Annotated in this window: 20 protein-coding genes and 2 pseudogenes; 9 read left to right on the top strand and 13 right to left on the bottom strand. The window is 63.9% G+C overall.

The annotated features are described in order from the left end of the window. Positions 1 to 5 precede the first annotated feature (5 nt). The 7 genes and pseudogenes from SINAR_RS0104310 to SINAR_RS1000000136440 all read right to left on the bottom strand — a co-directional run. Positions 6 to 911, bottom strand: coding sequence for a dihydrodipicolinate synthase family protein (locus SINAR_RS0104310; RefSeq protein ID WP_027997920.1), 906 nt, complete (start codon positions 909 to 911; stop codon positions 6 to 8). Between the two features lie 14 nt (positions 912 to 925). Further along, positions 926 to 1,075 carry a hypothetical protein gene (locus tag SINAR_RS1000000135020; RefSeq protein WP_419761319.1) on the bottom strand — a complete coding sequence of 50 codons (150 nt, stop codon included), beginning with the start codon at positions 1,073 to 1,075 and terminating at the stop codon, positions 926 to 928. Between the two features lie 47 nt (positions 1,076 to 1,122). Beyond that, a complete protein-coding gene (locus SINAR_RS0104300; protein ID WP_027997919.1) occupies positions 1,123 to 4,368 on the bottom strand; it encodes an efflux RND transporter permease subunit in 3,246 nt (1,081 codons plus the stop codon). 127 nt (positions 4,369 to 4,495) lie between these two features. Further along, positions 4,496 to 5,767 carry an efflux RND transporter periplasmic adaptor subunit gene (locus tag SINAR_RS0104295; RefSeq protein WP_027997918.1) on the bottom strand — a complete coding sequence of 424 codons (1,272 nt, stop codon included), beginning with the start codon at positions 5,765 to 5,767 and terminating at the stop codon, positions 4,496 to 4,498. Positions 5,768 to 6,050: 283 nt separating this feature from the next. Further along, the gene (locus tag SINAR_RS0104290; protein ID WP_027997917.1) at positions 6,051 to 6,350 is read right to left on the bottom strand and encodes a hypothetical protein; all 300 of its coding nucleotides are present in this window, start codon (positions 6,348 to 6,350) and stop codon (positions 6,051 to 6,053) included. Positions 6,351 to 6,596: 246 nt separating this feature from the next. After that, a pseudogene (locus SINAR_RS1000000135015) lies at positions 6,597 to 6,689 on the bottom strand (RidA family protein); the annotation flags it as partial. Positions 6,690 to 6,719: 30 nt separating this feature from the next. Further along, positions 6,720 to 6,854: pseudogene (locus SINAR_RS1000000136440) on the bottom strand (transcriptional regulator NanR); the annotation flags it as partial. A 137-nt stretch (positions 6,855 to 6,991) separates the two neighbouring features. On the opposite strand from SINAR_RS1000000136440, the gene oiaX reads away from it, so the two are divergent. Next, positions 6,992 to 8,248 (top strand): 3-oxo-isoapionate-4-phosphate decarboxylase OiaX, encoded by a 1,257-nt coding sequence (gene oiaX, locus SINAR_RS0104280; protein ID WP_027997915.1) that lies wholly within the window; start codon positions 6,992 to 6,994, stop codon positions 8,246 to 8,248. Positions 8,249 to 8,268: 20 nt separating this feature from the next. Next, on the top strand, positions 8,269 to 9,597 hold the full coding sequence (locus tag SINAR_RS0104275) for a four-carbon acid sugar kinase family protein (protein WP_027997914.1): 1,329 nt from the start codon (positions 8,269 to 8,271) through the stop codon (positions 9,595 to 9,597). A gap of 73 nt (positions 9,598 to 9,670) precedes the next feature. On the opposite strand, the gene SINAR_RS0104270 is transcribed toward SINAR_RS0104275, so the two are convergent. The 3 genes from SINAR_RS0104270 to SINAR_RS0104260 are packed head-to-tail and all read right to left on the bottom strand — an operon-like array spanning position 9,671 to position 13,510. Next, positions 9,671 to 11,962 (bottom strand): xanthine dehydrogenase family protein molybdopterin-binding subunit, encoded by a 2,292-nt coding sequence (locus tag SINAR_RS0104270; RefSeq protein ID WP_027997913.1) that lies wholly within the window; start codon positions 11,960 to 11,962, stop codon positions 9,671 to 9,673. A 1-nt stretch (position 11,963) separates the two neighbouring features. Next, complete coding sequence (locus SINAR_RS0104265; RefSeq protein WP_027997912.1) at positions 11,964 to 12,947, bottom strand: FAD binding domain-containing protein; 984 nt, start codon at positions 12,945 to 12,947, stop codon at positions 11,964 to 11,966. After that, positions 12,944 to 13,510, bottom strand: a complete 567-nt coding sequence (locus tag SINAR_RS0104260) for a (2Fe-2S)-binding protein (protein WP_033056988.1) — start codon at positions 13,508 to 13,510, stop codon at positions 12,944 to 12,946. Before SINAR_RS0104260 ends, SINAR_RS0104265 begins: the two co-directional genes overlap by 4 nt. 100 nt (positions 13,511 to 13,610) lie before the next feature. Here SINAR_RS0104260 and SINAR_RS0104255 point away from each other — a divergent pair, with 100 nt between their 5' ends. Both SINAR_RS0104255 and SINAR_RS0104250 read left to right on the top strand, forming a co-directional pair. Continuing rightward, on the top strand, positions 13,611 to 14,174 hold the full coding sequence (locus tag SINAR_RS0104255; RefSeq protein WP_336884847.1) for a metallophosphoesterase family protein: 564 nt from the start codon (positions 13,611 to 13,613) through the stop codon (positions 14,172 to 14,174). Positions 14,175 to 14,257: 83 nt separating this feature from the next. Beyond that, positions 14,258 to 14,848, top strand: a complete 591-nt coding sequence (locus SINAR_RS0104250; protein ID WP_027997909.1) for an alpha-ketoglutarate-dependent dioxygenase AlkB — start codon at positions 14,258 to 14,260, stop codon at positions 14,846 to 14,848. Between the two features lie 11 nt (positions 14,849 to 14,859). On the opposite strand, the gene SINAR_RS0104245 is transcribed toward SINAR_RS0104250, so the two are convergent. Further along, positions 14,860 to 15,123 carry a hypothetical protein gene (locus SINAR_RS0104245; RefSeq protein WP_027997908.1) on the bottom strand — a complete coding sequence of 88 codons (264 nt, stop codon included), beginning with the start codon at positions 15,121 to 15,123 and terminating at the stop codon, positions 14,860 to 14,862. 33 nt (positions 15,124 to 15,156) lie between these two features. After that, positions 15,157 to 15,330, bottom strand: coding sequence for a hypothetical protein (locus SINAR_RS1000000135010; protein WP_084617026.1), 174 nt, complete (start codon positions 15,328 to 15,330; stop codon positions 15,157 to 15,159). Between the two features lie 142 nt (positions 15,331 to 15,472). Between SINAR_RS1000000135010 and SINAR_RS0104235 the strand changes: the two genes are divergently transcribed. From SINAR_RS0104235 to SINAR_RS0104225, 3 genes are read left to right on the top strand one after another with little or no spacing between them, the layout of a single operon-like run. After that, a complete protein-coding gene (locus SINAR_RS0104235; protein WP_027997907.1) occupies positions 15,473 to 16,861 on the top strand; it encodes a c-type cytochrome in 1,389 nt (462 codons plus the stop codon). Between the two features lie 2 nt (positions 16,862 to 16,863). Further along, on the top strand, positions 16,864 to 17,361 hold the full coding sequence (locus tag SINAR_RS0104230; RefSeq protein ID WP_027997906.1) for a (2Fe-2S)-binding protein: 498 nt from the start codon (positions 16,864 to 16,866) through the stop codon (positions 17,359 to 17,361). Further along, positions 17,361 to 19,601, top strand: coding sequence for a xanthine dehydrogenase family protein molybdopterin-binding subunit (locus SINAR_RS0104225; RefSeq protein WP_027997905.1), 2,241 nt, complete (start codon positions 17,361 to 17,363; stop codon positions 19,599 to 19,601). The genes SINAR_RS0104230 and SINAR_RS0104225 overlap by 1 nt, the downstream gene beginning before the upstream one ends. A 16-nt stretch (positions 19,602 to 19,617) precedes the next feature. Here SINAR_RS0104225 and SINAR_RS0104220 read toward each other — a convergent pair whose 3' ends face one another. After that, a complete protein-coding gene (locus SINAR_RS0104220; protein ID WP_027997904.1) occupies positions 19,618 to 20,397 on the bottom strand; it encodes a helix-turn-helix transcriptional regulator in 780 nt (259 codons plus the stop codon). A 113-nt stretch (positions 20,398 to 20,510) separates the two neighbouring features. Here SINAR_RS0104220 and SINAR_RS0104215 point away from each other — a divergent pair, with 113 nt between their 5' ends. Further along, the gene (locus tag SINAR_RS0104215; protein WP_027997903.1) at positions 20,511 to 22,640 is read left to right on the top strand and encodes a hydantoinase/oxoprolinase family protein; all 2,130 of its coding nucleotides are present in this window, start codon (positions 20,511 to 20,513) and stop codon (positions 22,638 to 22,640) included. A gap of 17 nt (positions 22,641 to 22,657) precedes the next feature. Further along, a complete protein-coding gene (locus SINAR_RS0104210) occupies positions 22,658 to 24,850 on the top strand; it encodes a hydantoinase B/oxoprolinase family protein (RefSeq protein ID WP_027997902.1) in 2,193 nt (730 codons plus the stop codon). Positions 24,851 to 24,852 lie beyond the last annotated feature (2 nt).

The raw sequence follows: 24,852 nt of genomic DNA, 5'->3' as shown, positions 1-24,852 counted from the left end.
TAGGCCTATTCGCCGGAAAGCCTCTCGCCGAGATAATCGAGCGCGGCGGTAACGCGGCGGCGCGCCTCTTCGGGCAACGGCAGAACCGGGCGGGGCGGGTCGACGTCGCAGAGGTCCAGCGCCCCGGCGATGACGTACATGACCCTGAAGGAACCGAATTCCTTGAAGAGCGTCCAGAGGGGATCGAACGCCGCCTGCAGGCGCCCGACGGTGGCGGCATCGCCTGCTTGCGCCGCCCGGGCCATCGCAAGAGTCTGGGATGGCAAGAGTCCCGCCGCTACGGAATACCAGGTATCGCCTCCGGCAAGCAGCGACGGCGCTCCGCCCCAGTCCCCGCTGTAGCCTATCGTGAATGCCGGCCCGGTCGTTGAGCGGAGGGAGGCGATCTCGGTTGCAAAGTCCCCGCCGGACGGAAACGGCATCTTCACGGCCTCGATGTTCGGGACCTTCGACAGGCGGGAGATCAGTTCCCGACTGAAGGTGAACTTGGTCGTGCCCGGATTGTTGTAGATACACAAGGGCAACCGTCCCGCCTCGGCGACGGCGGAGAAGTGTTCGAACACCTCGTTCTCGAAGAGCGGCGTATAGGAAACCGGAGCGAGGAGCAGGCCATCGGCGCCCGCGTCCCTTGCGTCGCGTGCGAGGGCCACTGCCTCGTCGGTCCGGATGGCGCCCACGCCGACGATCACCGGAATTTTTCCGCCGACGGCATCCATCGCCGATTCCACGGCGCGACGGCGCTCTTTTCTCGTCAGGAAAGCATAGGCTCCAGTGCTGCCGAGCAGGCCGATGGAGTCCGTCCCTGCTTCCGCGATGCGGTTGAGGAGGTGGCTGAGCGCCGCGGTGTCGATCCGGCCGGAAGCGTCGGCAGGCGTGATCGGGAATGCCGAAAGGCCCTGAAAAATTGACATGCGGCGAGATCCTTTCAGATGCGGGTGAGAAGAAGCTTTACTGCAGCCTTGCGGCCCTCGTTCATGGCGATTCCCATGATGAGCATGTTGCCCGGACCGGGACTGCCCGCCGTAATGACGTAGGCGGTGAGGACCGGGGCGAGGTGATGGGTGTCGGCCGGCATTTTGCCGTTGGGGGTCGGTTCGTGTGACCTGCATGATCAATAGCTGCTCAAGCGGTCTCGGGATAGACCGTCTTCTCCTTTATCGTGACGTCCTTCGTAACCGCGCGCGGCTTCGCGATGCGGGCGGCGAAGGCGGGCAGCACCAGCAGGGTCAGTGCCGTCGCGGTCAGCAAACCGCCGATCACGACGGTGGCAAGCGGCTTTTGGACTTCGGCGCCGGAGCCGGTGGCGATCGCCATTGGAACGAAGCCGACGATGGCGACCAGCGCCGTGGTCAGGACGGCCCGCAGACGGCTGGCGGCACCGGCGACGGCCGCCTCAAGCGGCGGATCGCCGGCGGTCAGCCGCTCGCCAATCGCCTGCATCAGCACCAAGCCATTGAGCGTTGCCACACCGGACACGGCGATAAAGCCCACGGCGGCCGACACCGAGAAGGGCATATCGCGTACCAGCAGAGCCAGTGCCCCGCCCACCAGCGCGAGAGGAACGCAGGCGAACACAAGACCGGCTTCCCTGATGCTTCCCAGAGCCATGAACAGCAACACGCCGATTAGCACGAAGATGGACGGAACCACGACCATCAGCCGCTGCTCGGCGCGCTTCAGGTTCTCGAACTGGCCGCCCCAAGCGAGACGAATGCCGGCAGGCAGATCGATGTCCGCCACGGACGCCTGTGCCTGTGCCACGAAACCTCCCAGGTCGCGGCCCCGGACGTTGGCTTGCACCACGATGCGGCGGCTGCCGTTCTCCCGGCTGATCTGGTTCGGCCCTTCCTTGACCTGGATGCGGGCGACCGACGACAGCGGTATCGTTGCCCCGGTCGTCGTCGTAATCGGCAATGCGGCCAAGCTGGCGGGATCGTTACGCACATCGTCCGCGAACCGGACCACCACGTCGAAGCGGCGATCGCCCTCGAAGATGCGCCCCGCTTCGCGGCCGCCGATTCCGATGGACGCCGCTTCGCTGACATCGGCAGCGGCAATCCCGTAGGAAGCCGCGGCCGACCGGTCGATCTGCACGGTGAGGGTCGGCAGTCCCGACACCTGCTCGACGCGCACATCCGCAGCCCCTTCGATCCGGCGCAGCCTGTCCGCGACTTGATCCGCAATCCCTTGAAGGATGGTGAAATCTTCACCGAAGACCATGACGGCAAGATCGGTGCGCACGCCCGAGATCAGTTCGTTGAAACGCAGTTCGATCGGCTGGCTGAACTCGAAGACATTCCCGATTCTTTCGCCGGCGACGGCTGCGATCCGTTCGACGAGAGCTTCCTTGTCGAGCGACGGGTCCGGCCATTCTTCGCGCGGCTTGAGCATGATCACGGCGTCGGAGATGTTCTGCGGCATGGGGTCTACCGCAGCCTCGGCGGTGCCGGTACGGGAAAACACCGTGCGGACTTCAGGCAGGGCGGTGATTGCCTGCTCCAGCGCCATCTGCATGCTCAACGACTGTTCGAGGGACGTGGATGACACTCTGAGCGCCTGCATGGCGATGTCCCCCTCGTCCAGCGTCGGCGTGAACTCTCGTCCCAGCGAACCGAAAACCGAGGTTCCGAGAACCAACGCCAGGAGAGCCGCACCGAGCACGATTGCAGGATGCGCGACGGCGGCGCCGATCGCCGGCTCGATCCGCTGCCTTGCGAAGCGGATGATCCGGGTTTCATGGTCGCCTTCGTCAGCCGCAGGAACGGATTTGGGCTCGCGTATGAACAGTGCCGCCATGGCCGGTACAAAGGTGAATGAGAAGATGAACGCACCCGCGAGAGCCAGCATGAACGTGGCGGCCATGGGCTGAAATGTCTTTCCCTCCACGCCTTCGAGCGTCAGAATCGGCGCGAATACCAGCAGGATGATGAGCTGTCCGAAGGCGGCGGGTCGGACCATCCTGCGAGCGGCCTGCATGGCGATATCGAGGCGTTCCGCAACGGTCAGCGGCCGTCCCAGTTCGTGGCTTCGCTTGCCGAGCATCAGAAGGGTTGCTTCGACCACGATCACCGCCCCATCGACCAGAATGCCGAAATCGAGCGCCCCCAGGCTCATCAGGTTGCCGCTGATCCCGAAGCGGTTCATGCCGATGACGGCAAGCAGGAAGGATAGCGGGATCACCAGCGCCGTGATCGCCGCCGCGCGGAAATTGCCGAGGAGCAGAAAGAGAACCGCGATGACCAGCAGTGCTCCTTCGGTCAGATTCTTGGCGACCGTCGTGATGGTGGCATTGACCAGGACGCTGCGGTCGAGCACGGGCTCCACGACGATGCCCGGCGGCAGCGTCCGGCTCACTTCCGTCAACCGCGCGGCGGCTGCCTGAGCGGTGGTGCGGCTGTTGCCGCCGGCAATCATCAGCGCGGTGCCGAGCACCGCTTCGTGTCCGTCGCGCGCCGCCGCACCCAGGCGCGGTGCCCTCCCGAGTTCGACGGTGGCGACATCGGCGACGCGGACGACCAGGCCGTTGCGATTGGCGACCGGCGCCAGGGCGAGGTCTTCCACCGTCGAGGCCAGCGCATCGGCGCGAACCACGATGCCCTCACCGCCGCGCTCGATAAAGCCGACGCCGGCCTGGACGTTGGCGCGCTCCAGCGCCTGGACCAGATCGCCGAGGCTGAGCTTATGGATGGCCAGCCTGGCGGGGTCGGGCCGTACGGCATATTCCTTGACATAGCCGCCGGTGGTGTCGACGCCGGCCAGGCCCGGTGTGGATCGCATCTGAGGGGCGACGATCCAATCCTGCACCGTGCGCAGATAGGTGGCGCGCTCTTCGAGCGTCGTCAGCCGCTGCCCTTCGGGCGTCAGATAGATCTCGCCCTTCTGCCAACCGGGTTGGCCGGGCTCGGCGAGGTTCGCGCTTTCGAACGGTGCGTAATCGACCGTCCACATGAGCACTTCGCCAAGTCCGGTGGTGACCGGCGACATCATGGGGACGGCGTCGGCGGGCAGGTCCTCCTCGACTTCACGCATCCGCTCCGCCACCTGCTGACGAGCGAAGTAGATGTCGGTCTGATCCGTGAAGACCGCGGTGATCTGGGAAAAGCCGTTGCGCGACAGCGAACGGGTATGGGTCAGGCCGGGAATGCCGGCCAGCGCCGTTTCCAGGGGATAGGTGACCAGCCGCTCGATCTGCTCGGGTGCGAGCGAGGGCGCCACCGTGTTGATCTGCACCTGCCGGTTGGTAATGTCCGGCACGGCGTCGATCGGCAGCCGCTTCAATTCGAACAGACCGTAAGCGGCCATTGCCGCCGCGGTTATGATCACGAACCAGCGCAGGCGCACCGAGGTTTCGATAATGAGCTTGAACATGGGCCGTCTTCCTGAATCATGATCCCGAAAGTGCGAAGCGGCTTCGGAAAATATCGTACGATAACAAAGGGATAGAGCCTTTTCGCGACTCTTGGGTTTTCGCGGCTCTTGGAGATGCGAGAAGGCGCTAGTGACCGTGCTCGGCCCCGCCCTTGGCGAATTCGGCCTTCAGAAGGAAGGCGTTGGTGCCGACGATGCGCTCCGAGCCGTCGAGCCCGTGCAGTATTTCGATCTCATCGCCGGCCCTGCGTCCGGCGAGCACCGGCTTTGCGCGGAAGCCTTTTTCCGTGGCGACGAATACGACGGATTGTCCCTCCAAGGTCTGTACCGCATCGGCGGGAACCGTCAGCCCGTCTTCCTTGTTGTCCGTCACGATGATGCCCGTGACCGGCGAGCCGGCCGGCGGGAGAGTGCCCGAGGCAGCGCATGCCCGGATGAACGTGGCGTTTCCCTGCTCCCGGACGTCGGCAGCCACTCCGATCACCGCCGCCTCGAAGCTGCCGGACGGGCCGGTGACTTCAATGCGGGATTCGGCGGTCACCTTTCCTGCCAGCACCGCTGGCGCCGTGAAGACGAGTTCGGTGCGGCTGGGATCCGAAACCTCGGCGACGATGCCTCCCGCGGCGACGTAGCCGCCGGGCGTGACATGAATCCTGCCGACGACACCGGAGATTGGGGAGAGGATGGCGACGCGGCCCTCTATGTCGGGCGAGCCGACCGCCTCCACCCGGGCCTCGGCCGCCTTTGCCGCCGCATCGGCGGCCACGGAGCGGGCACGGGCCACTTCGAGATTTTGCTGCGCGGACACGCCCCGGGCGGCCAGCTGCGACGCGCGTTCATATTCCAGCCGGGCGGCTTCGGCCGCGGCGACCGCAGCCACGGCATCGGCGCGCAGGCTGGCGGCTTCGCTGCTGATCACCACGGCCAGCGTCTGGCCGGCTTTGACCGACGCGCCCATCGTGACCTGCACATCCTCGACGCGGCCGCCCGGGATGGACGAGACCGTCGTGCGCGCGCCGAGGGCGTGTTCGACCCATCCCAGGAGGCGGGTCTCGTTGCCGCCGCCGCGGCCCACCGCGACGACGCCGATCCCCGCTGCCTCGGCCTGGCGCTCCGTCAGGACGACGACGTCGCCGGTTTCCTGCTCACCCGCGTGCTCGGCAGGCGCATCGGGATCATTGCCTTCGCCATGGCTGTCGTTGTCGGCGTGAGCGGTGCCTTCTGAGTGAGCGGCGCCTTCGGCCTTCCCCTCTGCATGAGCGGCGCCCTCGGCCTCGGTATGATCCTCGGCGAAGGCGTCATAATCCGTGTGCCGCGTCAGTTCGGAATAAGCAAAACCGGCGCCGAATGCGACGAGCAGGACCGCTCCGCACAGGAGCGTGATTTTCTTTGGTGACATCGATGCTTCCTCGAAATGGAGCATGGCCTTCGGGTGCGCAAGTTTGGTTTTGCCAAGTTCGGCTTTGCCAAGATCGGTTTTGCGTTGACGCGAGAGGCTTGCGTTTGCGGCTTCAATTCTCGCCGGGTTGCGATCGCATCCGAATGCGAAGCGGACTCGGCCCGCAACGGGCGTCACGCGGGTGGCGGCCGCAGATGGCAGCCGGCCGAACGACATGCGCGGAGAAGATTTACGAACGCGGACAAGTCCAGAGCGACCGTGCCGGTGGCACGATCCGTATGCGTCAGGCTTTGGGCGGACGCATCAGACCATCGGGCGTGTGCGCGGCGGTAGCGTCGCTGTCCGGCTGCAGATATGTCGAGAACGGACGGGCAGCCTGGGTTGCGGCATGCAGAAGCCCATGGGTCGCCTGACAATGCCCGTGACCGCAGCCCTTATAGCCGGCTTCGGAAGTAAATCCCTCGTCCCGGCTCTCGTCCTGAGAGGTCTCGACATATGAGTACGGGCTCACATTCCCGAACACGTGCACGGCCGAACCGATGAGCGGAATAACGGTCAAGGCCAGAAACGCCAGCGCCGCCATTACTGATTTCCGCCTGAACAAAATGCACACTTCAATCTTGATTTGATATTCCGAATGCCGGCCATCGTCTGCCCAAGGAGGTCAGTTCTTGGGCAGACGATATAAGGAAGACGGTTCCGGCAGGGTTTCCATTCCGTATCCCGCGTAGAATGTAGCGGGCACAGTTTGAGCCTACTCGTCGGCCTGTTTACAAATTTGCAAAGTTTGGCGCTGACTGCGGATGGAAAGCCCGCAACGCTTTCCGCGTCAGCCCAGCACGACGATTGCTTCGATCTCGAAGAGCATCGGGCTGATCGCGAGCCTCGGAACGGGGACCAGGGTCTGCGCCGGCAGGGACGCAGGTCCGCCTGACCTGGTCGGCGAAGTCGGACGTTCCGTAGGCATCCGTTCGGACGGCATTTCGTCTCCCGGTTGCAGTTCGCCGGCTTCGATCAAAGCCTTCAATCGCGCAAACACCTCGTCGGATAATTTCCTGCGGACAATGGGTTCGGATTGCATGCCCATGTGAACTCCAGCAGCTTACGGCTCATTCTCTATAGGCAGGTTTCCTTCGGCAGGCGAGATTCCTCTTGCCTGTACTTAGATACTCATTATACCAGTTGACGTGAAGACGCTACCAGATCGAACACAGAGTGCTGCCCGTGATCCGCATTACCTACCGCATCGAGACCCCGGGAGACGTCGAGGTCCTGGCGAGAAAGATCGCAAGCGACCAGTCGACGGGGACGTTCGTGCCGGTGCCGGGCGAAACCGAAGAGCTGAGGGCGCGGGCGGCCGCCCGTGTATTGGCCATTCACCACCTCGAACCCGCCGCTCGAGCCTCGCTGCCCGACGAGGCGGGAGACGCTACGCGCTTCAACCGGGCCGATGCGGAAATCGCGTTCCCCCTCGATGCGGTGGGCACGGACCTGTCAGCCTTGATGACCATTGCGATCGGCGGCGTCTATTCCATCAAGGGCATGACCGGCATCCGCGTCGTCGATATGAAGCTGCCGCCGGAGTTTGCGGCAGCGCATCCGGGTCCGCAATTCGGCGTCGCCGGCAGCCGGCGCCTGACGGGTGTCGAAGGCCGCCCGATCATAGGCACGATCGTCAAGCCGGCCCTGGGTTTGCGGCCCGAGGAAACGGCAGCGCTCGTCGGCGATCTGCTATCCTCCGGCGTCGACTTCATCAAGGACGACGAAAAGCTGATGAGCCCGGCCTATTCGCCGCTGAAAGAGCGGATCGCCGCCATCATGCCGAGGATCCTCGACCACGAGCAGAAGACGGGCAAGAAGGTCATGTATGCCTTCGGCATATCCCATGCGGATCCGGACGAGATGATGCGGAACCACGATCTGGTCGTCGGAGCCGGGGGCAATGCGGCGGTCGTCAACATCAATTCCATCGGCATGGGCGGCGTCGCCTTCCTGCGCAAGCGCTCCGGCCTGGTGCTCCATGCCCATCGCAACGGCTGGGACATTCTCACGCGCCATGGCGGCTTGGGGATGGAGTTTTCGGTCTGGCAGCAGTTCTGGCGTCTCCTCGGGGTGGATCAGTTCCAGATCAACGGCATCCGCGTCAAATACTGGGAGCCTGACGAGAGTTTCGTGAAGTCCTTCAAGGCGGTGAGCACGCCGCTGTTTGCCAAGGCGGATTGCCCGCTGCCGGTCGTGTGTTCGGGTCAATGGGGAGGGCAGGCGCCCGAGACCTATGCGCGCACTGGGCATACGACCGATCTGCTCTATCTCTGCGGCGGCGGCATCGTCAGCCATCCGGGCGGCGCCGGTGCCGGCGTCAGGGCCGTGCGCCAGGCCTGGGAGGCGGCAGTCGCCGGGATCCCATTGGCGGACTACGCCAGGGATCATCCGGAACTGGCGCAATCGCTCGACAAATTCGCCGACGGCAACGGCGCCTGATTTCGCTACCGGAGATCCCGATGCACATTCCTTTGCTCAGCTATTACGGCGACGACCTGACGGGCTCGACCGACGTGATGGAGGCGCTCTCTTCCCAGGGCGTCGAAACCGTGCTGTTTCTCAAGATCCCCGAGCCGTCGCTCTTCGATCGCTTCGGCCATTGCCGCGCCTTCGGACTCGCGGGCTCCAGCCGCAGCCAGACGCCGGGCTGGATGGCGGAAAACCTTCCGCCGGCATTTCTATGGCTGAAGTCGCTGCAGGCGGAGATCGCCCATTACAAGGTCTGCTCGACATTCGATTCGAGCCTCACCGTCGGCAATATAGGCAAGGCGATCGAGATCGGGCGGGATGTATTCGGCGCCGCACCGGTACCGATCGTCATCGGTGCGCCGCAGATCCGCCGTTACACTGCCTTCGGCAATCTGTTCGCCGCCTTTCGCGGCGAAACCTATCGCATTGACCGCCATCCGGTGATGAGCCGGCATCCGGTCACGCCAATGAGCGAAGCGGATATCCGTCTTCACCTTTCGTATCAGACAGCGCTCGACGCGGCTCTTGTCGATCTGGTGCAACTCGCGTCGCCGGACGTGGACGCGTTCGCCGACACGGCTTTCGCGGATCACCAACTCGTGTTTCTCGACGTCGCGGACGAGGGGAGCCAGGCCGTCGTCGGGCGGCAGCTCTGGCGCAAGCGAGCGGCGGAAGGGCAATTCGTCTGCGGCTCGTCCGGCGTCGAATATGCACTCGTTCGCGAATGGCGTCGCCTTGGTCTGATCGGCGAAGCGCCGGCATTCACGCCGCCTGGACCGGTCGACCGGATCGCGGTGGTTTCCGGCAGCGTCTCACCCACGACGGAGCGGCAAATCCGCCATGCGCTGGAGAACGGCTTCGAGGGGATCGCGCTCGATGCCGCCGCGTTCGCGGCGACGGACGCCGGCTCGGCCATCGAGGATGCGGTCGCGCGCGGGCTCGCCTGTCTGGAGAGGGGCTGGAGCGTGCTTCTCTATACTGCGCTCGGCCCTTCTGCCGATCGGGGCGATGCCATTCCCCTGGAGGATGGCTCCCGCCACCGCATCGGCGAACGGCTCGGATCGCTGCTGAGGGAACTGGTGACGCGCACCGGGCTCCGCCGGGCCGTCATCGCCGGGGGAGATACGTCGAGCCACGCCCTTGGCCGGCTTTCTGTCGACGCGCTGACATTGCGGCTGCCGCTTCCGCAATCGCCGGGATCGCCCCTCTGTACCGCGCATAGCGCCGATCCGAGGGTGGACGGCATGGAGGTCGCTCTGAAGGGCGGTCAGGTCGGGCTAGACGACTATTTTTCGATGATCCGGGACGGAGGGGCTTAGCGGGAGGAGGAAAAGTGCGTATCGGTTTCGTGTCCGGGAGTGTGCGCTTTCCAAGCCGACGCCCTCAACGCTCTCACAGCAGCTTGTCGAGCGTGATCGGCAGATCGCGAATGCGTTTTCCAGTCGCGTGAAAGATGGCATTCGCGATTGCCGCCGCCGCGCCCGTTATGCCGATTTCCCCGACCCCGTGTGCGCCGAGGGGTGTATGCTCGTCCGGAATGTCGTTGTAGATGACCTCGATATGCGGCACGTCGAGATGCACCGGGACATGATATTCGGCGAGTGACGGATTCATGATCCGCCCGCGGCGCGTGTCGAGCAGGGTTTCCTCCGCGAGAGCCATGCCGATCCCCATGACGATCCCGCCGCGAAGCTGGCTCACGGCCGTTTTCGGATTGAGAATCCGGCCGCAATCGAAGGAGCCGAGCCAGCGCGAGATACGCACTTCGCCAGATTCCTGATTGACGCGAGCTTCGCAGAATTGCGCGCCATAGGAGGCCATGGAGTACTTCATCACCTCGAACGGCATTCCCGAAGCCTCTTCCACCTCGATGAAATCACGACCCGCACGCTTCAGGATCGAGGCATAGGTTTCGCCCTTGTTTCCCTCGCCGGACAGGAAGAGCCCGCCGTCACGCGCCTCGATCTCTACGTTTGCGCCTGCCAGCGGCGAGCCGTTACCCGCGAGTTTGACGAGTTCTCGATGGGCCTTTTCGACCGCCATCTGCACCGCCGCGGCGATGCTGCCGGTCTGGCTGGAGCCGCCGGCGATGATCGGAGAATCCGGCAGGTCGGAGTCTCCATAGCGGAAGGAAACCATCTCGAGCGGCAGGCCGAGACGGTCGGCTGCGTGCTGTATCTGCACGGTCGCCGTTCCCATGCCCATTTCGTTCGCCGCCGCTTGCACGACTGCGCTTCCGTCGGCGGATATGCGAAGGCGAACCGCGGCGGGAAAGCGGAAGACCGGGTAATAGGCCGTCGCCACGCCCTGTCCGATCAGCCATTTTCCATCGCGCTGCGAGCACGGTTCGGCGGGCCGCCCGCTCCAGCCGAACTTTTCCGCGCCGCGCCGGTAGGCCTCGACGAGATGACGGCTCGAAAACTCCGTGCCTTTCGTCGGATCCTTTTCGGGCTCGTTCAAGCAGCGAAGGTCGACCGGATCGATCTTCATCGCGAAGGCGAGTTCGTCTATGGCCGATTCCAAAGCGAAAGTGCCGATCGATTCCCCCGGCGCGCGCATCCATGTATTGGCGACGGTATCGAGATTGACGACCTTCTGACCGACGGACATTGTTCGCGAGGCGTAGAGATGCCGCGGAGTCAATGAAAACTGTTCGGGAAACCTGGCGTGGGTCGTCGTCGCGGTCACCCCGGTGTGAATGATCGCCGCGAATTTTCCGTCCTCGCCGGCGCCGAGCGCGACGCGCTGTTCCGAAGGCGTGCGGCCACCGATGAGGCGGAAAACGTCTTCGCGCGAGAGCGCCATCTTGACCGGGCGATTGGCCACCTTAGCCGCCGCCGCACAGAGCGCCGTGTGGTTCCACAAGGCGGCTTTGCCGCCGAAGCCGCCGCCGACAAAAGGCGCGATCACGCGCACGTCGTCCCCGTTGAGGCCGAACATGCCCGCGAGTGCATGCTTGCAGCCGTTTACGAATTGGGTCGAGTCGAAAACGGTCAACCTGCCGTCTTCGCCCCAGGCGGCGATCGCCGCATGCGGTTCTATGGCGTTGTGGTTGTAGTGCGGTGTCCGGTAGAGGTTGTCGACCTTGAATGCTGCTGCCGCGAAAGCCTTCTCGGCGTTGCCGATCTCGAGTTCCGGATCTTCGCCCAGAACGGTGGGCGGCACGGTCGCTTCCGCCTTGAGGTCCTCGAAGGAGACGCGCGCTGCTTTCTCTTCATATTCGACGCGCAGGAGCGAAGCCGCATGCTCCGCCTGTTCAAGCGTCTCGGCAACGACAACCGCGACGGGCTGCCCATCCCAACTGATCTCGTCGTCCTGCAGAACAGCCAAGTCGCTGGCCGCGAAGCCCTTGTCCATGTGCCTTACGTCCATGAGTGGCGGCCGTTTCATCTTCGGGGCGTTTTCGGCAGTGACGATCGTTAGGACGCCTGGACTCCGCTCGGCATCGGAGGCGTCGATTTCGATAATCCGGCCCTTGGCGATCGTGCTGCAGACGGGAACGGCGTAAGCCAGATTTTCGATCTCGAATTCCGCGGCGAAGCGCGCTTCGCCTTTCACCTTCCGTTGCCCGTCGACGCGGCTGACGGGCGTGCCGAGGTAACCATGTTTGTGGATGAGCGGGTCCGGCGCTTTGTCGGGCATGAACTGGACGACGGTTTCCATAAGCTTCTGCAGGACGCTCATCTTACCCTCCCGCCAACTCGCTCAGCACGCCGACGATCGTGCGCTTCGCCAGCTCGATTTTGAACTCGTTATGGGCGAGACCTCTTGCCGGCGCGAGTTCGGCTTCCGCCGCCTGTCTGAAGCTCTCCGCGCCAGCGTTCGCTCCCGCCAGAACGCGCTCGGCTTCGGTAGCCCGCCACGGCTTGTGGGCCACGCCGCCGAGTGCCAGGCGGATGTTCCTGACCTTGCCGTCGTCGACCTCCAGAGCGGCGGCCACGCTGACCAGGGCAAAAGCATAGCTCGCGCGGTCGCGGACCTTCCTGTAAAGCGAGCGCCTGGCAAAGCTGAGCGGCGGGATCTCGACGCCGGTGATGAGTTCGCCGGGCTGCAGGTCGGTCTCGATATGGGGTGTATCCCCCGGCAAACTGTGGAAGTCCCCGAAGGCAATCGCGCGTTCGCCGCTCGGCCCGACGACGTTCACCTTCGCATCGAGAGCCGCCAGGGCGACGCACATATCGGACGGATGTGTGGCGATGCAGCTGTCCGATGCCCCGAGGATCGCGTGCATCCGATTGAAGCCTCCGATCGCATCGCATCCCGCTCCCGGTACACGCTTGTTGCAGCGGGCGGCGTGGTCGTAGAAATAGAGGCAACGCGTCCGCTGCATGAGGTTGCCCGCAACCGTCGCCATATTGCGGATCTGGCCCGATGCCCCGAACACGACCGCCTGAGCCAGAAGCGGATAGCGGTCCCGCACCACCGGATGGCTGGCGACCGCCGTGTTCCTCACCGTCGCACCGATAACAAGGCCGCCGTCCGGCCGCTCTTCAATTCGGTCCAGGGGCAGCCCGGTCACATCAACCAGCGCGTCCGGCTGTTCGATGTTCTCGCGCATCAGATCGACAAGGTTGGTGCCGCCGCCGAGGAGCTTCGCATTCGGCGTCTTGGAGAGGAGCTGCACCGCGCTTTCCAGATCAGCCGCCCTCGTATAGGCGAAGCTCTTCATTTCCCCACCTCGCGGTCAAAGGCGCTGTGGATCGCCTCGCAGATGCCGACATACGCCCCGCAACGGCAGAGATTGCCGCTCATGCGTTCCTTGATCTCAGCATCCGAGAACTCGATCGCGGCTGCGGCCACGTCCCCGGTCACGGCGCTCGGCAAGCCGTTCTGAAATTCTTGGAACATTCCGATCGCCGAACAGATCTGGCCGGGCGTGCAATACCCGCATTGGAAACCGTCATGCTCAATGAAGGCGGCCTGAAGCGGGTGAAGCTCGCCGTTGGCAATGCCTTCGATCGTGGTGATCTTCCGGCCTTCGAGCTGAACCGCCAGCGACAGGCAGGACAGAACGCGCTGGTCGTCCACCAGAACCGTGCAGGCCCCGCAGGCCCCCTGGTTGCATCCCTTCTTGGGCCCGGTAAGGCTCAAGTGCTCGCGCAGAACGTCCAGCAGGGAGGTGCGCGGGTCGATCGACAGCGAATGGTCGACGCCGTTGATCTTCAGCAGGATCAGCGCTGAGCCGGCAGGCGGGATGGGTGCCGCCTTCGGCGTTGGGTGGGGAGATGGCATGAGCACACCCTCTCGATTTGCATCGGCCGCCCATCTCGCGCCCGGAGCGGCGCAGGTCAGTCGCGCGAGGCGGCAGGGGTTGCCAGAACCCGGCAATCGGATGAATGTTCCGAAGATTATTCGCACGCGGCGAGACCGCGGTGGCCGGGCAGGGACAACGATTGTCGAGATGATCTATTTCACGGGCGACACGCATTACGGCGACCCGCGTGTGCTTCGCATCGACCGCCGTCCATTTTCCAACATGCCCGAGCATGATGCCGCCCTGATCGCCAATTGGAACGAAACCGTCTCGCCGCAGGACGACGTCTGGCACCTTGGCGACTTCGCGGCAAAGAGAGCCGGCCTTGCCGAAGATCTTCTGTCCAGGCTGAACGGCCGCAAGCATCTGATCGTGGGCAACAACGATCCGATCGACACGACCGGGGCGAGCGGCTGGCACAGCGTGCAGCATTATGCGGAGCTGGTGGTCGATGGGCGGCTGCTCGTCCTATGCCATTATCCGTTCCGGACCTGGAACCAGATGGGAAAGAAGTCGATCAATCTGCACGGGCACTCCCATGGCAGGTTGAAGCCGATGCCGCGGCAGTTCGATGTGGGAGTGGATGCGAGAGGCCTGCGTCCGGTCAGCCTGGCTGACATTCTCCCCCAATCCGCGCGGTAGAGCGTTTCTGCTTTGCGCTGCGGGAACGTGCGGGCTCGGTTGCTGTTCGAGGTGAGGGCCTGCGTCGAATGCGAGGTGATTCAATGCAAGGAGACCTGTTCGGAAACCCGCCCGGCAATCTGCCTGACGGCTTCCGCTACCAAGCGGGTATCGTTCCGCAGAAGCTCCAGGAGGCACTGCTGGAGGCGCTGCCGGGGCTCCCCTTCAAGCCTTTCGACTTTCACGGCTACGAGGGCAAGAGGCGCGTGGTTTCATTCGGTTGGAAGTACGATTTCGACACGGAATCGGTCCGGGAGATCGATGCCATTCCCCCGCTGCTTCTGCCGCTCAGGCAACTGGCGGCCGACTTTGCCGGACTGCCGGCGGAGCGACTTCAGCAGGCGCTGGTCACCGAATACGATGTCGGGGCCCCGATCGGCTGGCACAGGGACAAGCCGGTGTTCGGCGATGACGTCGGGGTATCGCTGCTCGCCTCCTGCACATTCAGGCTACGCCGAAAGCGGGCCGGCGGCTGGGAGCGGACCTCCGTCATTCTCGAGCCGGGCTCGGCATATCTTCTCTCCGGCACTGCGAGATCCGAATGGGAGCATTCCATCCCGCCGGTAGAGCGCCTGCGCTATTCGGTCACTTTCCGGGAGCTGCGCTCAGGGATTGCCGCCGGCGGCCGTGCGTGACTCTGTCGATATCAGCCGGTCAATGTGCCCCAGGACGGATCCCATTCGACGTCCTCGACGAGCTCGACATAGACGGGGATTGAGCCTTCGCTGTGGCTTGCCGCCAGCCTGAAGGCCGACTCAGCCTCCATTTCTTCTCCGGGAAAAATGACGTCATCCTCGGAGGGATCGGTGACCTTTCGCACATATCCCCGCACCGTATCGCCGGAGTGGTAGAGTTTCACGACCATGGCGCCCGGCACGGGCCTTGCCGGAAGCCGCTGATAGACGGGCATGGGAGACCTCCTGGATCCTTGATTGCGGCAAGGTTAATTCCCGCCGTCGTTCGGCCTTGCCTTGTCACCCTTCTTCTTCACAGTCGTCGCTGTCTTGGCATCCGGCTCCTGGCCGTAATAGGTGCCACCCAAATGGCCGCCGCCGCTCGTGTTTTCGGCCTGCTTTCGTGCATCCTTCTGGGCTTGCTCGACATTGGTCTTGCTCATTTTGGGAACTCCTCCGATATGGCTCGCTGTGTAACCACAGGCGCGCGCATCTGTTCCGGTCTGCGCTACGTCGCGCAAACATCAAAGCCGCTCGGAACAGATCGGCAATTGCGGCGTTTCCCGCTATCGGCGGAGATTCCCGATGCGAGCTTTGAGGGTGGCGATCGCCATCGTGGTGGTCATCTTTGTGGCTGCCGCTGCTTTCCTTTTATTTGCGTGGCGTTCGGAGATCCCCGAAGACACCGCGGCGGCAGAGGCGCGCTTTGCTCCGGAACTCGTCGCCAAGGGGGCGCAACTGGCGGCGCTCGGCAACTGTATCGCCTGCCACACGGTCCCGGGGAGACCGGCATTTGCCGGCGGTCTTGCATTGCCCACCCCGTTCGGCACGATCTATTCCACCAACATCACCCCTGATCGCGAAACGGGCATCGGCGGCTGGAGCGAGGCGGCCTTCGAGCGTGCCATGAGGGAAGGTGTCGACCGGGAGGGAAGGCACCTCTACCCCGCATTCCCCTATGAGCACTTCACGCGTGTTTCGGCAGAGGACAATCGCGCCCTCTATGCTTTTGTCATGACCCGTGTCGCAGTGAAAGCCGAAGCGCCGGAGAACGACCTTCCGTTTCCCCTGAGGTTCCGGCCCCTGCTTGCCGGCTGGAAACTGCTTTTCCTCGACAGCGGCGAACAGGAAACGGATCGCGGCCAGGGCGAGGCATGGAACCGCGGCCGCTATCTTGCCGAGGGCCTCGGCCATTGCGGCGCTTGCCACACGCCGCGCAACGCTCTCGGCGCCGAAGACGGTGAGCGGCATTTCGGCGGCGGTGAAGCGGAGGGCTGGCAGGCCTATGCGATCAACACGGAGTCGAAGGCTCCGATCCCCTGGGACGAGGGAAGCCTCGCCTTCTACCTTCGCAATGGCTGGCACGAATTCCATGGCGTTTCGCGCGGACCGATGGCTGAGGTGACGGGCAATCTCGGCTTCCTGCCGGACAGCGATATCGCGGCGATCGCTACTTATGTCATGTCGATCATGGGCGCTCCTGCGCCGGAACGCGCGCAAAGGGCGGCGCAGTTGCGCGAGCAGTTCGAAGGAGACCACCGGGAGCAGGCCGCGGACAGCCAGCGCTCCCCGGTCAGTGCGGCAGGCGGTCACCCCGGCGAGGCGATCTACCTTGCCGCCTGTGCAAGCTGTCACGAGAGCGGGCGGCGCCAGCCCTTCGGAGGGCTGAATTTCGAACTCAGCACCGCCGTCAATGCGCCGAACCCGCAAAATATCGTCAACGTGGTGCTGTTCGGCCTGCCGCCGGCCGACGGAGAGGCGAGCGCCGTGATGCCGGCTTTCCGCCATCTGCTCAACGATCAGCAGGTGGCCGACCTCCTTGCCTACATGCGCGAGCGGTTCTCGGAGGAACCACCCTGGGCGGGGCTCGTCGAGCAGACGGCCAGAACCCGTTCCGGGACCTACAAGGTGGCAGTCCGGCCCTCCGACGGCATTGAAAGGGCGCCGCACCATGTCGGCGCCGAGGAGGATTGAAGATGGTATCGCTTTCAGTCAACGGCAGCCCGCATCGGATCGAGGCAGACCCGGCGACGCCGCTGCTCTACGTGCTGCGTGACGAGCTGGCGCTCAACGGGGCCAAATACGGCTGCGGCCTTGGGCAGTGCGGCTCCTGCACCGTCGTCGTCGATGGCGAGGCGGTGCTTTCCTGCATGGTGCCGGTGATGCTGCTGGAAGGGCGGGAGATCACCACCATCGAGGGCCTGGGAACGATCGACGAGCCGGGGCCGCTGCAGGAGGCCTTTATCGAGCTGCAGGCGGCGCAATGCGGCTATTGCATTCCGGGCATGATGATGAGCGCCCACGCGCTTTTGCGCCGTAATGCGCAGCCAAGCGAAGAGGAGATCCGAGAGGCGCTGGCGATCAACCTCTGTCGTTGCGGCACCCATTTGCGGATTCTGGCGGCGATCCGGCGCGCCGGCGAATTGATGCGGGCCGCCTCGTTGCCTGCCACTGATCAAGGGAGCGCCGGCTGATGGGCATTCTTCAGGAAGAGATCACCCGCCGCAGCCTCATCGGCGGCGCCGGCGGGCTTGTCGTCAGTTTCTCGCTCGGCCGTGCATTTGCCCAGGAGCCGCTGCCGGCAATGCCGCCGGCTCCGCCCGTGTCGCTGCCGGGCAGCCTTGACGACGAGCGCTTGCTCGATTCGTGGATACGCATCGACCCCGACAATTCCGTGACGGTCTTCACCGGCAAGGTGGAACTCGGCCAGGGCATTCGAACGGCCCTGTTGCAGGTCGCCGCCGAGGAGCTCGAAGTCGATCCCGCGGAAATCCGGCTGATAACGGCCGACACCGGACGAACCCCGAATGAAGGCTTCACGGCCGGCAGCCAATCGATGCAAAACAGCGGTACCGCCATCAGGAACGCTGCGGCGCAGGTGCGGGCCCTGCTTTTGGCCGAAGCCTCCAGGCGCTTCGGCACGGCAGCAACGGAACTCAGGGCGGAAAACAAGGCGGTGCTGGCAAAAGACGGACGGCGGGCGACCTATGGCGAGCTCGTTTCCGGACAGATGCTGCACGTGGAAGCTCAACCGCAATCGGCCTTGAAGCCGCCTGGTACTTTCCGCGTGATGGGCAAAACACTGCCGCGCGTCGACATTCCCGGTAAGGTAACCGGACAGCCGGCCTATGTTCATGATCTTCGCCTGGAAGGTATGCTGCATGCGCGCGTCGTGCGCCCTCCGAGCCCCGCTGCCCGGCTTGCGGAGGTGGATGCGAGCGCCGCCGAAGCGCTGCCGGGAGTCGTCTCGGTCGTGCGCGACGGCAATTTCCTGGCGGTGGTGGCCTCGAAAGAGTTCCAGGCGGTGAACGCCATGCGCGTGCTGTCGGCGGCCGCTCGGTGGCAGGAAAGCGAGACGCTCCCCGACCAGACCGACCTGCCGGCGGAACTGCAGAGGCTCGAGAGCGAGGTGGGAACGGTTGCCGAGGCCGGCATGCTTTCGTCTGATGGCAAGGTCTTCGAGGCGACGTTTAGCCGGCCCTATCAGATCCATGGCTCGATCGGTCCGTCCTGCGCCGTCGCGCGGATGAAGGCGGACGGGTCATTGGAGGTCTGGTCGCACACGCAGGGCGTCTTTCCCGATCGGGCGGCGATCGCCGAGATGCTGGCGATGCCCGAAGACAGGGTCCATGTCATCCATATGGAAGGTTCGGGCTGTTACGGTCACAATGGCGCCGATGACGCAGCGGCCGATGCGGCCCTTATCGCCAGCAAATTGCCGGGCAAGCCGATCCGGGTCCAGTGGATGCGGGAGCAGGAGCACAGCTGGGAACCCTATGGTCCTGCAATGCTCATGAAGGTCAGCGCCGCACTGGACGACCAGGGCAGGATCGCCAGCTGGGCCTATGACCTCTGGAGCAATACCCACTCCACCCGGCCGGGCGGAGCCGGTGCGCTCCTGGCGGCGCGCCACAAGGCCGAAGCCTTCCAGCCGAAGCCTGCCAAGCTCAATATCAGCCCGGCGGGCAACGGCGACCGGAATGCCAATCCGCTCTATGTGATCCCGAACAAGCGCGTGCTCTGGCATTTCCTGGCCGAGATGCCGCTTCGCGTATCGGCGCTTCGCGCGCTCGGGGCCTACGCCAATGTTTTCGCGATCGAAAGCACGATCGACGAACTGGCGTTGATGGCCGAAGCAGACCCGGTCGAATTCCGCCTCCGCCACATGGACGATGCGAGGGCCCGTGCCGTGATCGAGCTGGCCGCGGAGCGGTTCGGCTGGGACAAGGCGCAAATGCCCCGCAACCGCGGACGCGGCTTCGGCTTCGCCCGCTACAAGAACCTTGCCGCCTATCTGGCGGTGGCGATGGAGGTGGATGTCGAGCCCGAGACGGGCCGTGTTCATGTGATCCGCGCCGTTTCCGCCATCGACAGCGGCGAGATCGTCAACCCGGACGGCATCCGCAATCAGACCGAAGGCGGGATTCTGCAGGCGATCAGCTGGACGCTCTATGAGGCTGTGACCTTCGACCGGACCAGGATCACCAGCACCGATTGGTCCAGCTATCCCATCCTGCGTTTCGCCAGTGTGCCGGAGAGCGTGGAGGTCCATATCATCGAGCGTCCGGGGGAACCTTTCCTCGGCACCGGGGAGGCGGCCCAGGGCCCGGCCGCCGCAGCCGTCGCCAATGCGATCAAAAATGCGACCGGCAAGCGCCTTTACGATCTGCCTTTTACGAGGGACCGAATTCGAAGCGCCGTCGGGCGTGCGTGATCGCAGCAGCAGGTCCTCACGACAGCCGGTATTGCTGGAAGACCTGCAGGAAGAGTTCGCGCTCCGTCGTGATGTCGAGCTTTTCATAGATGCGCGCCCGGTGGTTCTTGACCGTGCCCGGGGCGATCCCGAGCCTGGAGGCGATGGTGGCGTTCGGATGTCCCTGCAGAATGAGGGCGACGAGTTCCCGCTCCCGTGCCGTCAGGTCCGGCCACAGGATCAGGGAGGCCTGGACGGCGCTCACCGGCGCCTCCCCCATGGCTTCGGGCGTGCTGGTTCGCCTCAGACTGGGGTCGCGCGTGCGCGTATCGGTTGCATGCAGTGCTTCGAAAACCGGAAAGCGGCTGCGCAGAGCGGCGACCTCGCCGTCGCTGAACATCGATGTGGAACGGTCGAGAAAAATGCCGAGGCACCAATCGTCCCCGTCTTCCAGCATGATGCCGACCTCGTCGCAGATTTCGGATTGCGCCAGGAACTCCGCTATGTAGCGGCCGCGTTTGGGTGCGCCGTCCGCCAGGCGCTTGAGGGGCACGATGCCGGCGCGCCGGTTCAGGCGCCAATAGGCATAGAAGGGATCGAACACATAATAGGTATCGAGGTAGCGAGCCACCATCTCGTCGGAGTAGCCTCGGTGCTTGACGAATTCGGGCTTGCGGGTGGCGGAATAGCGGGTGACCGTGATTAGGTTCTGCGGCACCACGGCTCCGACCATGTCGATCAGCCGGTCGACATGCCTGTCGGTGCCGGTGGCGCTGATCGCCTGCGCCAGGATATTCCAGAACCCTTCGCCGTTCATACGCTCGTCTAGCACGGTTCCCCCCTGCCGGTCATTGTGCCTTTTGGCACATTTCTCAGCCGAAATTTCGCATCTACGCTCCCTCCCTTGCTAAAGCCATGGAGGGCAGGACCTTGGAAAACCCAATCGTGATCGGCATCGACGCGGGCGGTACGATGACTGACACCATCCTTGTCGATCAAAACGGGCACTTCAAGATCGGCAAGGCCGCGACCACGCCGAAAAACGAGGCCGAAGGCTTCATTTCGTCCGCTGCCGATGCCGCAGACGCCTGGGGTATCTCCCTCGACAGTCTTTTTTCCGGTCTCGACGTGGTGCTCTATTCCGGTACCGGCATGCTCAACACCTTGCTCTCGCGCACCGGGCGCAAGCTTGGTCTGATCACCACTAAAGGCATGGAGGACATGGTGCTGATGGGCCGCGGCCTGCAGGCCTGGGCGGATTACTCTTATGCCGACCGGCTGCATGCCGTGACCCACGCCCACCCCGATCCGCTGGTGCCGCGCCGCCGCACTCATGGCGTTACCGAACGCGTCGACCATTTCGGCGATATCGTGCTGCCGCTCTACGAGCACGAGGCAGCCGCGGCGGCCCGTGCGCTGATCCGCGACAAGGTGGACGCGATCTGCATCATGACGATCTTCAGCCATGTCAATCCTGTGCACGAGAAGCGCATCGCCGAGATCTGCCGCCGAGAGGCCGCCGCCGCCGGGGCCGAGATCAACATCTATACCAGCCACGAGGTCCGACCGGTGATCCGGGAGCAGTCGCGGCTGAACTCGGTGCTGATCGAAGCCTATGCGACCTCGCGCGGCCGCAAGCAGCTCAAGGGTATCGAGGAGGCGTCGCAGAAATACGGTTTCAAATATGGCGTGCAGACGCTGCTCTCCTTCGGGGGGCTGACCTCGATCAACCATCCGCGCCTGCACGAGACGATGATCTCGGGCCCGATCGGCGGAATCCTCGGGGCGGCCTATGTCGGCAAGCTGATCGGCAACGATTCGCTGATCTGCTCGGACATGGGCGGGACTTCTTTCGATATGGGCGTCATCTCGCGCGGCCAGACCCGCATCGAGAACGAGCCGCTGATGGACCGCTTCAAGCTCAATGTGCCGACCCTTCATCTCGACACGATCGGGGCAGGCGCCGGCATGATCCTCAAGGTCGACCCGCTGACCAGGAAGGTGTCGCTCGGACCCGAAAGCGCAGGCGCAGACCCGGGCCCCATCTGCTTTGCCAAGGGTGGCACGGAGCCGACCATCGCCGATTGCGATGCGATCCTCGGCCGGTTGAACCCGTATTACTTCCTCGGGGGCAAGGTGGTGCTCGAGGTCGAGAAAGCACGCGCGGCCTTCAAGGAAAAATGCGCGGACGTGCTCGGCGTCGGCGTGGAGGAAGCGGCTGAAGGCATGATCGACATGCTGGAGCAGGACGCCAATAACGCGCTGCGACGCGTTATCTCGGGCCAGGGCATCCATCCTTCCGAGTTCACGCTTCTTTCCTATGGCGGTTCGGGCCCGCTGCATCTTTCCGGCTGCTCGAGGGGCATCGGCTTCAAGGACATCATCACGTTTCAGTTTGCCGCCGCTTTCTCCGCCTTCGGCTGTACGACGGCCGACTATATGCGCCGGCATTCGGTTTCGATCCAGATCGATATCGGCGCACGCGCCTCCGACGACAGGCTCGCTGCAGCCGGCGCGCAGGTCACCCAGGTGTGGCAAGACCTCGAAAAGGCCGCCGTCGACGAGATGCTGACCGACGGCCATGCGCGGGAGAAGATCAGAACTGTTCCCTTCTTCATGGCCCGTTACACCGGCCAATTGGAAGACGTCGAGGTACTGGCGCCGCTGTCGTCGGTCGGAACCGCAGACGACATGCGCGCGGTGCTTGCGCAGTTCGAGGACGTCTATGCCAAGGCCAATCACCGCGTGTCGAGATATGGCGAGGCGGGTGTCTCGCTGATGGAACTCGGCGTCATCGCCACCGCCGAGAAGATCAAGCCGGTGCTTGTCAGGCGGCCTCTCGGGACAGCCGATCCGCAATCCGCCCACAAGGGCGTGCGCGAAGCCTATATCGGCGGCCGCTGGCACAGGGCAGACCTCTACGAAATGGATCGGCTTGAGCCGGGGCACGAAGTGATCGGCCCCGCGATCATCGAACATCCGGCAACGACGCTGGTGGTGCATCCGAACGACCGCGTCTTCATCGATGAATGGACGCTGCTTCATTACAACCACGCCTGAGCTGAAGGATGACAAACATGCTGGACAAAACGGCAAATCCCCTGCAGCGGCGGCTGCTCGAATCCGAACGGCTGATGGAGGAGACCGGCTGCTATGACGGGATCACCGAACTTCGGCTGCGCAGGCAGGATCCGCTGAAATTCGAGACCCTCCACACGAAGCTGCGCGCCTATTGCGTCTCGGCTCGCGAAATGGCGCGCCGCATCTCCGCCTCGCCGGGGGTGCGGGAAGTCGGCGAAATGGTGGTGGCGATCTACACGCCGGAAGGCGACGCGATCGCGCTTTCGAACGGGATCATGGTGCATGTGCACACAATGAGCCGCTTCATCAAGTGGATGATCAGAAACGGCTACGAGCAGAATCCATGCATCCGCGACGGCGACATTTTCGCCAACAACGACGCCTTCATAGGCACAGTCCAGGTGCCCGACGTGATGGATGTGGTACCGATCTTCCACGAGGACACGCTAGTCGGCTGGGCGGGCGCGGTCTGCCATGAACTCGAGGCGGGTGGGATCACGCCCGGCGGCGATGTGTGCCTTGCGCAGGAACGCTTCACCGAGGGACTTTTCGTCTGTGCCGAAAAGATCGGCGAGAATGACGAGATCCGCCGCGACTACGTGATCCGTTGCGAGCGCAATCTGCGCATGCCGATCTACTGGGTGCTGGACGAGAAGGCCAAGGTCGCCGCCTGCATCGACATGCGCGAGAGCGTCAAACAACTGATCAACGAGGTCGGCCTCGAATACTGGCAGCGGCTTTCCAAGGAATTCATCGAAGAGGGCAGAAGAGCACAGCTTGCCCGGACACGGCAATTGACCGTGCCCGGCATCTATCGCGGCCACACCTTCTACGGCCATGTGACCGAAGGCAAGCCGGGGTTTCAGCCGCTTGCCGACCCGAACTGGCTCTACAATATCCCGATCGAGATGGAGATCACCAGCGAGGGCAAGATCAGGCTCGACTTTGATGGCACACAGCCCTGGGGCTACCATTCGATGAACTGCACGCCGGCCGGAATGGACGGCGGCATGTTCGTGACCCTCACCCAGCACATGAACTTCGAGGGGCTCGTCAATGACGGCGCATGGATGGCGACCGAGATCAATATTCCGCACGGCACCTGGACCAATCCGGACAACGAGATGGCGGCGACAGCCACGTCCTGGGCATTGCTGCTTCCGGCCTACGGCGTTTTCCAGCGGCTGCTCTCACGGGGTTTCATCGCCCGGGGCTTTGTCGAGGAAGCCTTTGTCGGTCAGGTGAACTCTCCGATGATCGAGATGGGGGGTATCAGCCAGTACGGCACCGGCTTCGGCATGGCGCATTTCGAATGCGCGGCCGCGGGCTCCGGAGCGCTGGCGATCAAGGACGGTCTCGACACTGCCTATGTCGGCTGGAACCCGGAATCGGACATGGGCAATATCGAGATCTGGGAACAGAATATGCCGATGGTTTATATCGGCCGCTCGATCGTGCCGAACTCCGGCGGCGCCGGAAAGTACCGCGGCGGCTGCGCCTTCATCTCGACATGGCTCATCAACAAGACTGATCACCTGCGCCTCGTTACATCTGAGCATTCCTCGCGGGTGTTCGACAATGGCGGCCTGTGCGGCGGCTATCCGGCACCGACCTGCGAGAAACATCACGCGGTCAGGAACTCCGATATTCACGAGCGCGCCGAACGCCGGGAGTCGCTCGCACATGCGCCGGGCACCGACCCGCTGGTCTCCGATTTCGAACGCATCTACAAAGGAGAGCAGGTCTTTGAGGAGGGTCCCTACATTACCCGGCCGCACAAGGCCGGAGACATCTTCAGCCATGCCTATAATGGCGGCGGCGGCTTCGGCGACGTGCTGGAGCGCGATCCGGTCAAGACGGCATGGGACGTGGAGAACGGGTTCCTGACGCGCCAAGCCGCAGAAAAAGTGTTCGGCATAATTCTCCGGGAGGATGCCGAAGGCTACCCGCAGGCCGACATCGAGGCGACGGCAGTCCGGCGCGAACAGATGCGCAAGGAACGGCTGAAGAAGGCGATTCCGGTATCCGAGTGGATCGCCCGGGAGCGACGGCGGGTGAAGGCTTCGGACTTCGCTCCCGAGGTCGCAAAGATGTACCGCAGCGCGATGAAGCTCTCGCTGCGCTTTTCCAAGGATTTCAAGGAATTCTGGGGCCTTGCCTCCGATTTCGCCATCGCCGGGGAGAATTGAGC

Source organism: Sinorhizobium arboris LMG 14919, assembly GCF_000427465.1.
GTDB classification, from domain to species: Bacteria; Pseudomonadota; Alphaproteobacteria; order Rhizobiales; family Rhizobiaceae; genus Sinorhizobium; species Sinorhizobium arboris.
Note: the sequence above shows the minus strand (reverse complement) of the source record. Positions and strands in the feature narration are given on the sequence as shown.

Excerpts from the sequence above, each read along its gene's own strand:
- SINAR_RS0104255 (WP_336884847.1), top strand. The coding sequence starts at position 13,611 with ATGAATGTTCCGAAGATTATTCGCACGCGGCGAGACCGCGGTGGCCGG.
- SINAR_RS0104230 (WP_027997906.1), top strand. The coding sequence starts at position 16,864 with ATGGTATCGCTTTCAGTCAACGGCAGCCCGCATCGGATCGAGGCAGAC.
- SINAR_RS0104235 (WP_027997907.1), top strand. The coding sequence starts at position 15,473 with ATGCGAGCTTTGAGGGTGGCGATCGCCATCGTGGTGGTCATCTTTGTG.
- SINAR_RS0104250 (WP_027997909.1), top strand. The coding sequence starts at position 14,258 with ATGCAAGGAGACCTGTTCGGAAACCCGCCCGGCAATCTGCCTGACGGC.
- SINAR_RS0104220 (WP_027997904.1), bottom strand. The coding sequence starts at position 20,397 with ATGAACGGCGAAGGGTTCTGGAATATCCTGGCGCAGGCGATCAGCGCC.
- SINAR_RS0104225 (WP_027997905.1), top strand. The coding sequence starts at position 17,361 with ATGGGCATTCTTCAGGAAGAGATCACCCGCCGCAGCCTCATCGGCGGC.
- SINAR_RS1000000135010 (WP_084617026.1), bottom strand. The coding sequence starts at position 15,330 with ATGAGCAAGACCAATGTCGAGCAAGCCCAGAAGGATGCACGAAAGCAG.
- SINAR_RS0104245 (WP_027997908.1), bottom strand. The coding sequence starts at position 15,123 with ATGCCCGTCTATCAGCGGCTTCCGGCAAGGCCCGTGCCGGGCGCCATG.
- SINAR_RS0104275 (WP_027997914.1), top strand. The coding sequence starts at position 8,269 with ATGCACATTCCTTTGCTCAGCTATTACGGCGACGACCTGACGGGCTCG.
- SINAR_RS0104210 (WP_027997902.1), top strand. The coding sequence starts at position 22,658 with ATGCTGGACAAAACGGCAAATCCCCTGCAGCGGCGGCTGCTCGAATCC.
- SINAR_RS0104270 (WP_027997913.1), bottom strand. The coding sequence starts at position 11,962 with ATGAGCGTCCTGCAGAAGCTTATGGAAACCGTCGTCCAGTTCATGCCC.
- SINAR_RS0104295 (WP_027997918.1), bottom strand. The coding sequence starts at position 5,767 with ATGTCACCAAAGAAAATCACGCTCCTGTGCGGAGCGGTCCTGCTCGTC.
- SINAR_RS0104260 (WP_033056988.1), bottom strand. The coding sequence starts at position 13,510 with ATGCCATCTCCCCACCCAACGCCGAAGGCGGCACCCATCCCGCCTGCC.
- SINAR_RS1000000135020 (WP_419761319.1), bottom strand. The coding sequence starts at position 1,075 with ATGCCGGCCGACACCCATCACCTCGCCCCGGTCCTCACCGCCTACGTC.
- SINAR_RS0104290 (WP_027997917.1), bottom strand. The coding sequence starts at position 6,350 with ATGGCGGCGCTGGCGTTTCTGGCCTTGACCGTTATTCCGCTCATCGGT.
- SINAR_RS0104300 (WP_027997919.1), bottom strand. The coding sequence starts at position 4,368 with ATGTTCAAGCTCATTATCGAAACCTCGGTGCGCCTGCGCTGGTTCGTG.
- SINAR_RS0104310 (WP_027997920.1), bottom strand. The coding sequence starts at position 911 with ATGTCAATTTTTCAGGGCCTTTCGGCATTCCCGATCACGCCTGCCGAC.
- SINAR_RS0104265 (WP_027997912.1), bottom strand. The coding sequence starts at position 12,947 with ATGAAGAGCTTCGCCTATACGAGGGCGGCTGATCTGGAAAGCGCGGTG.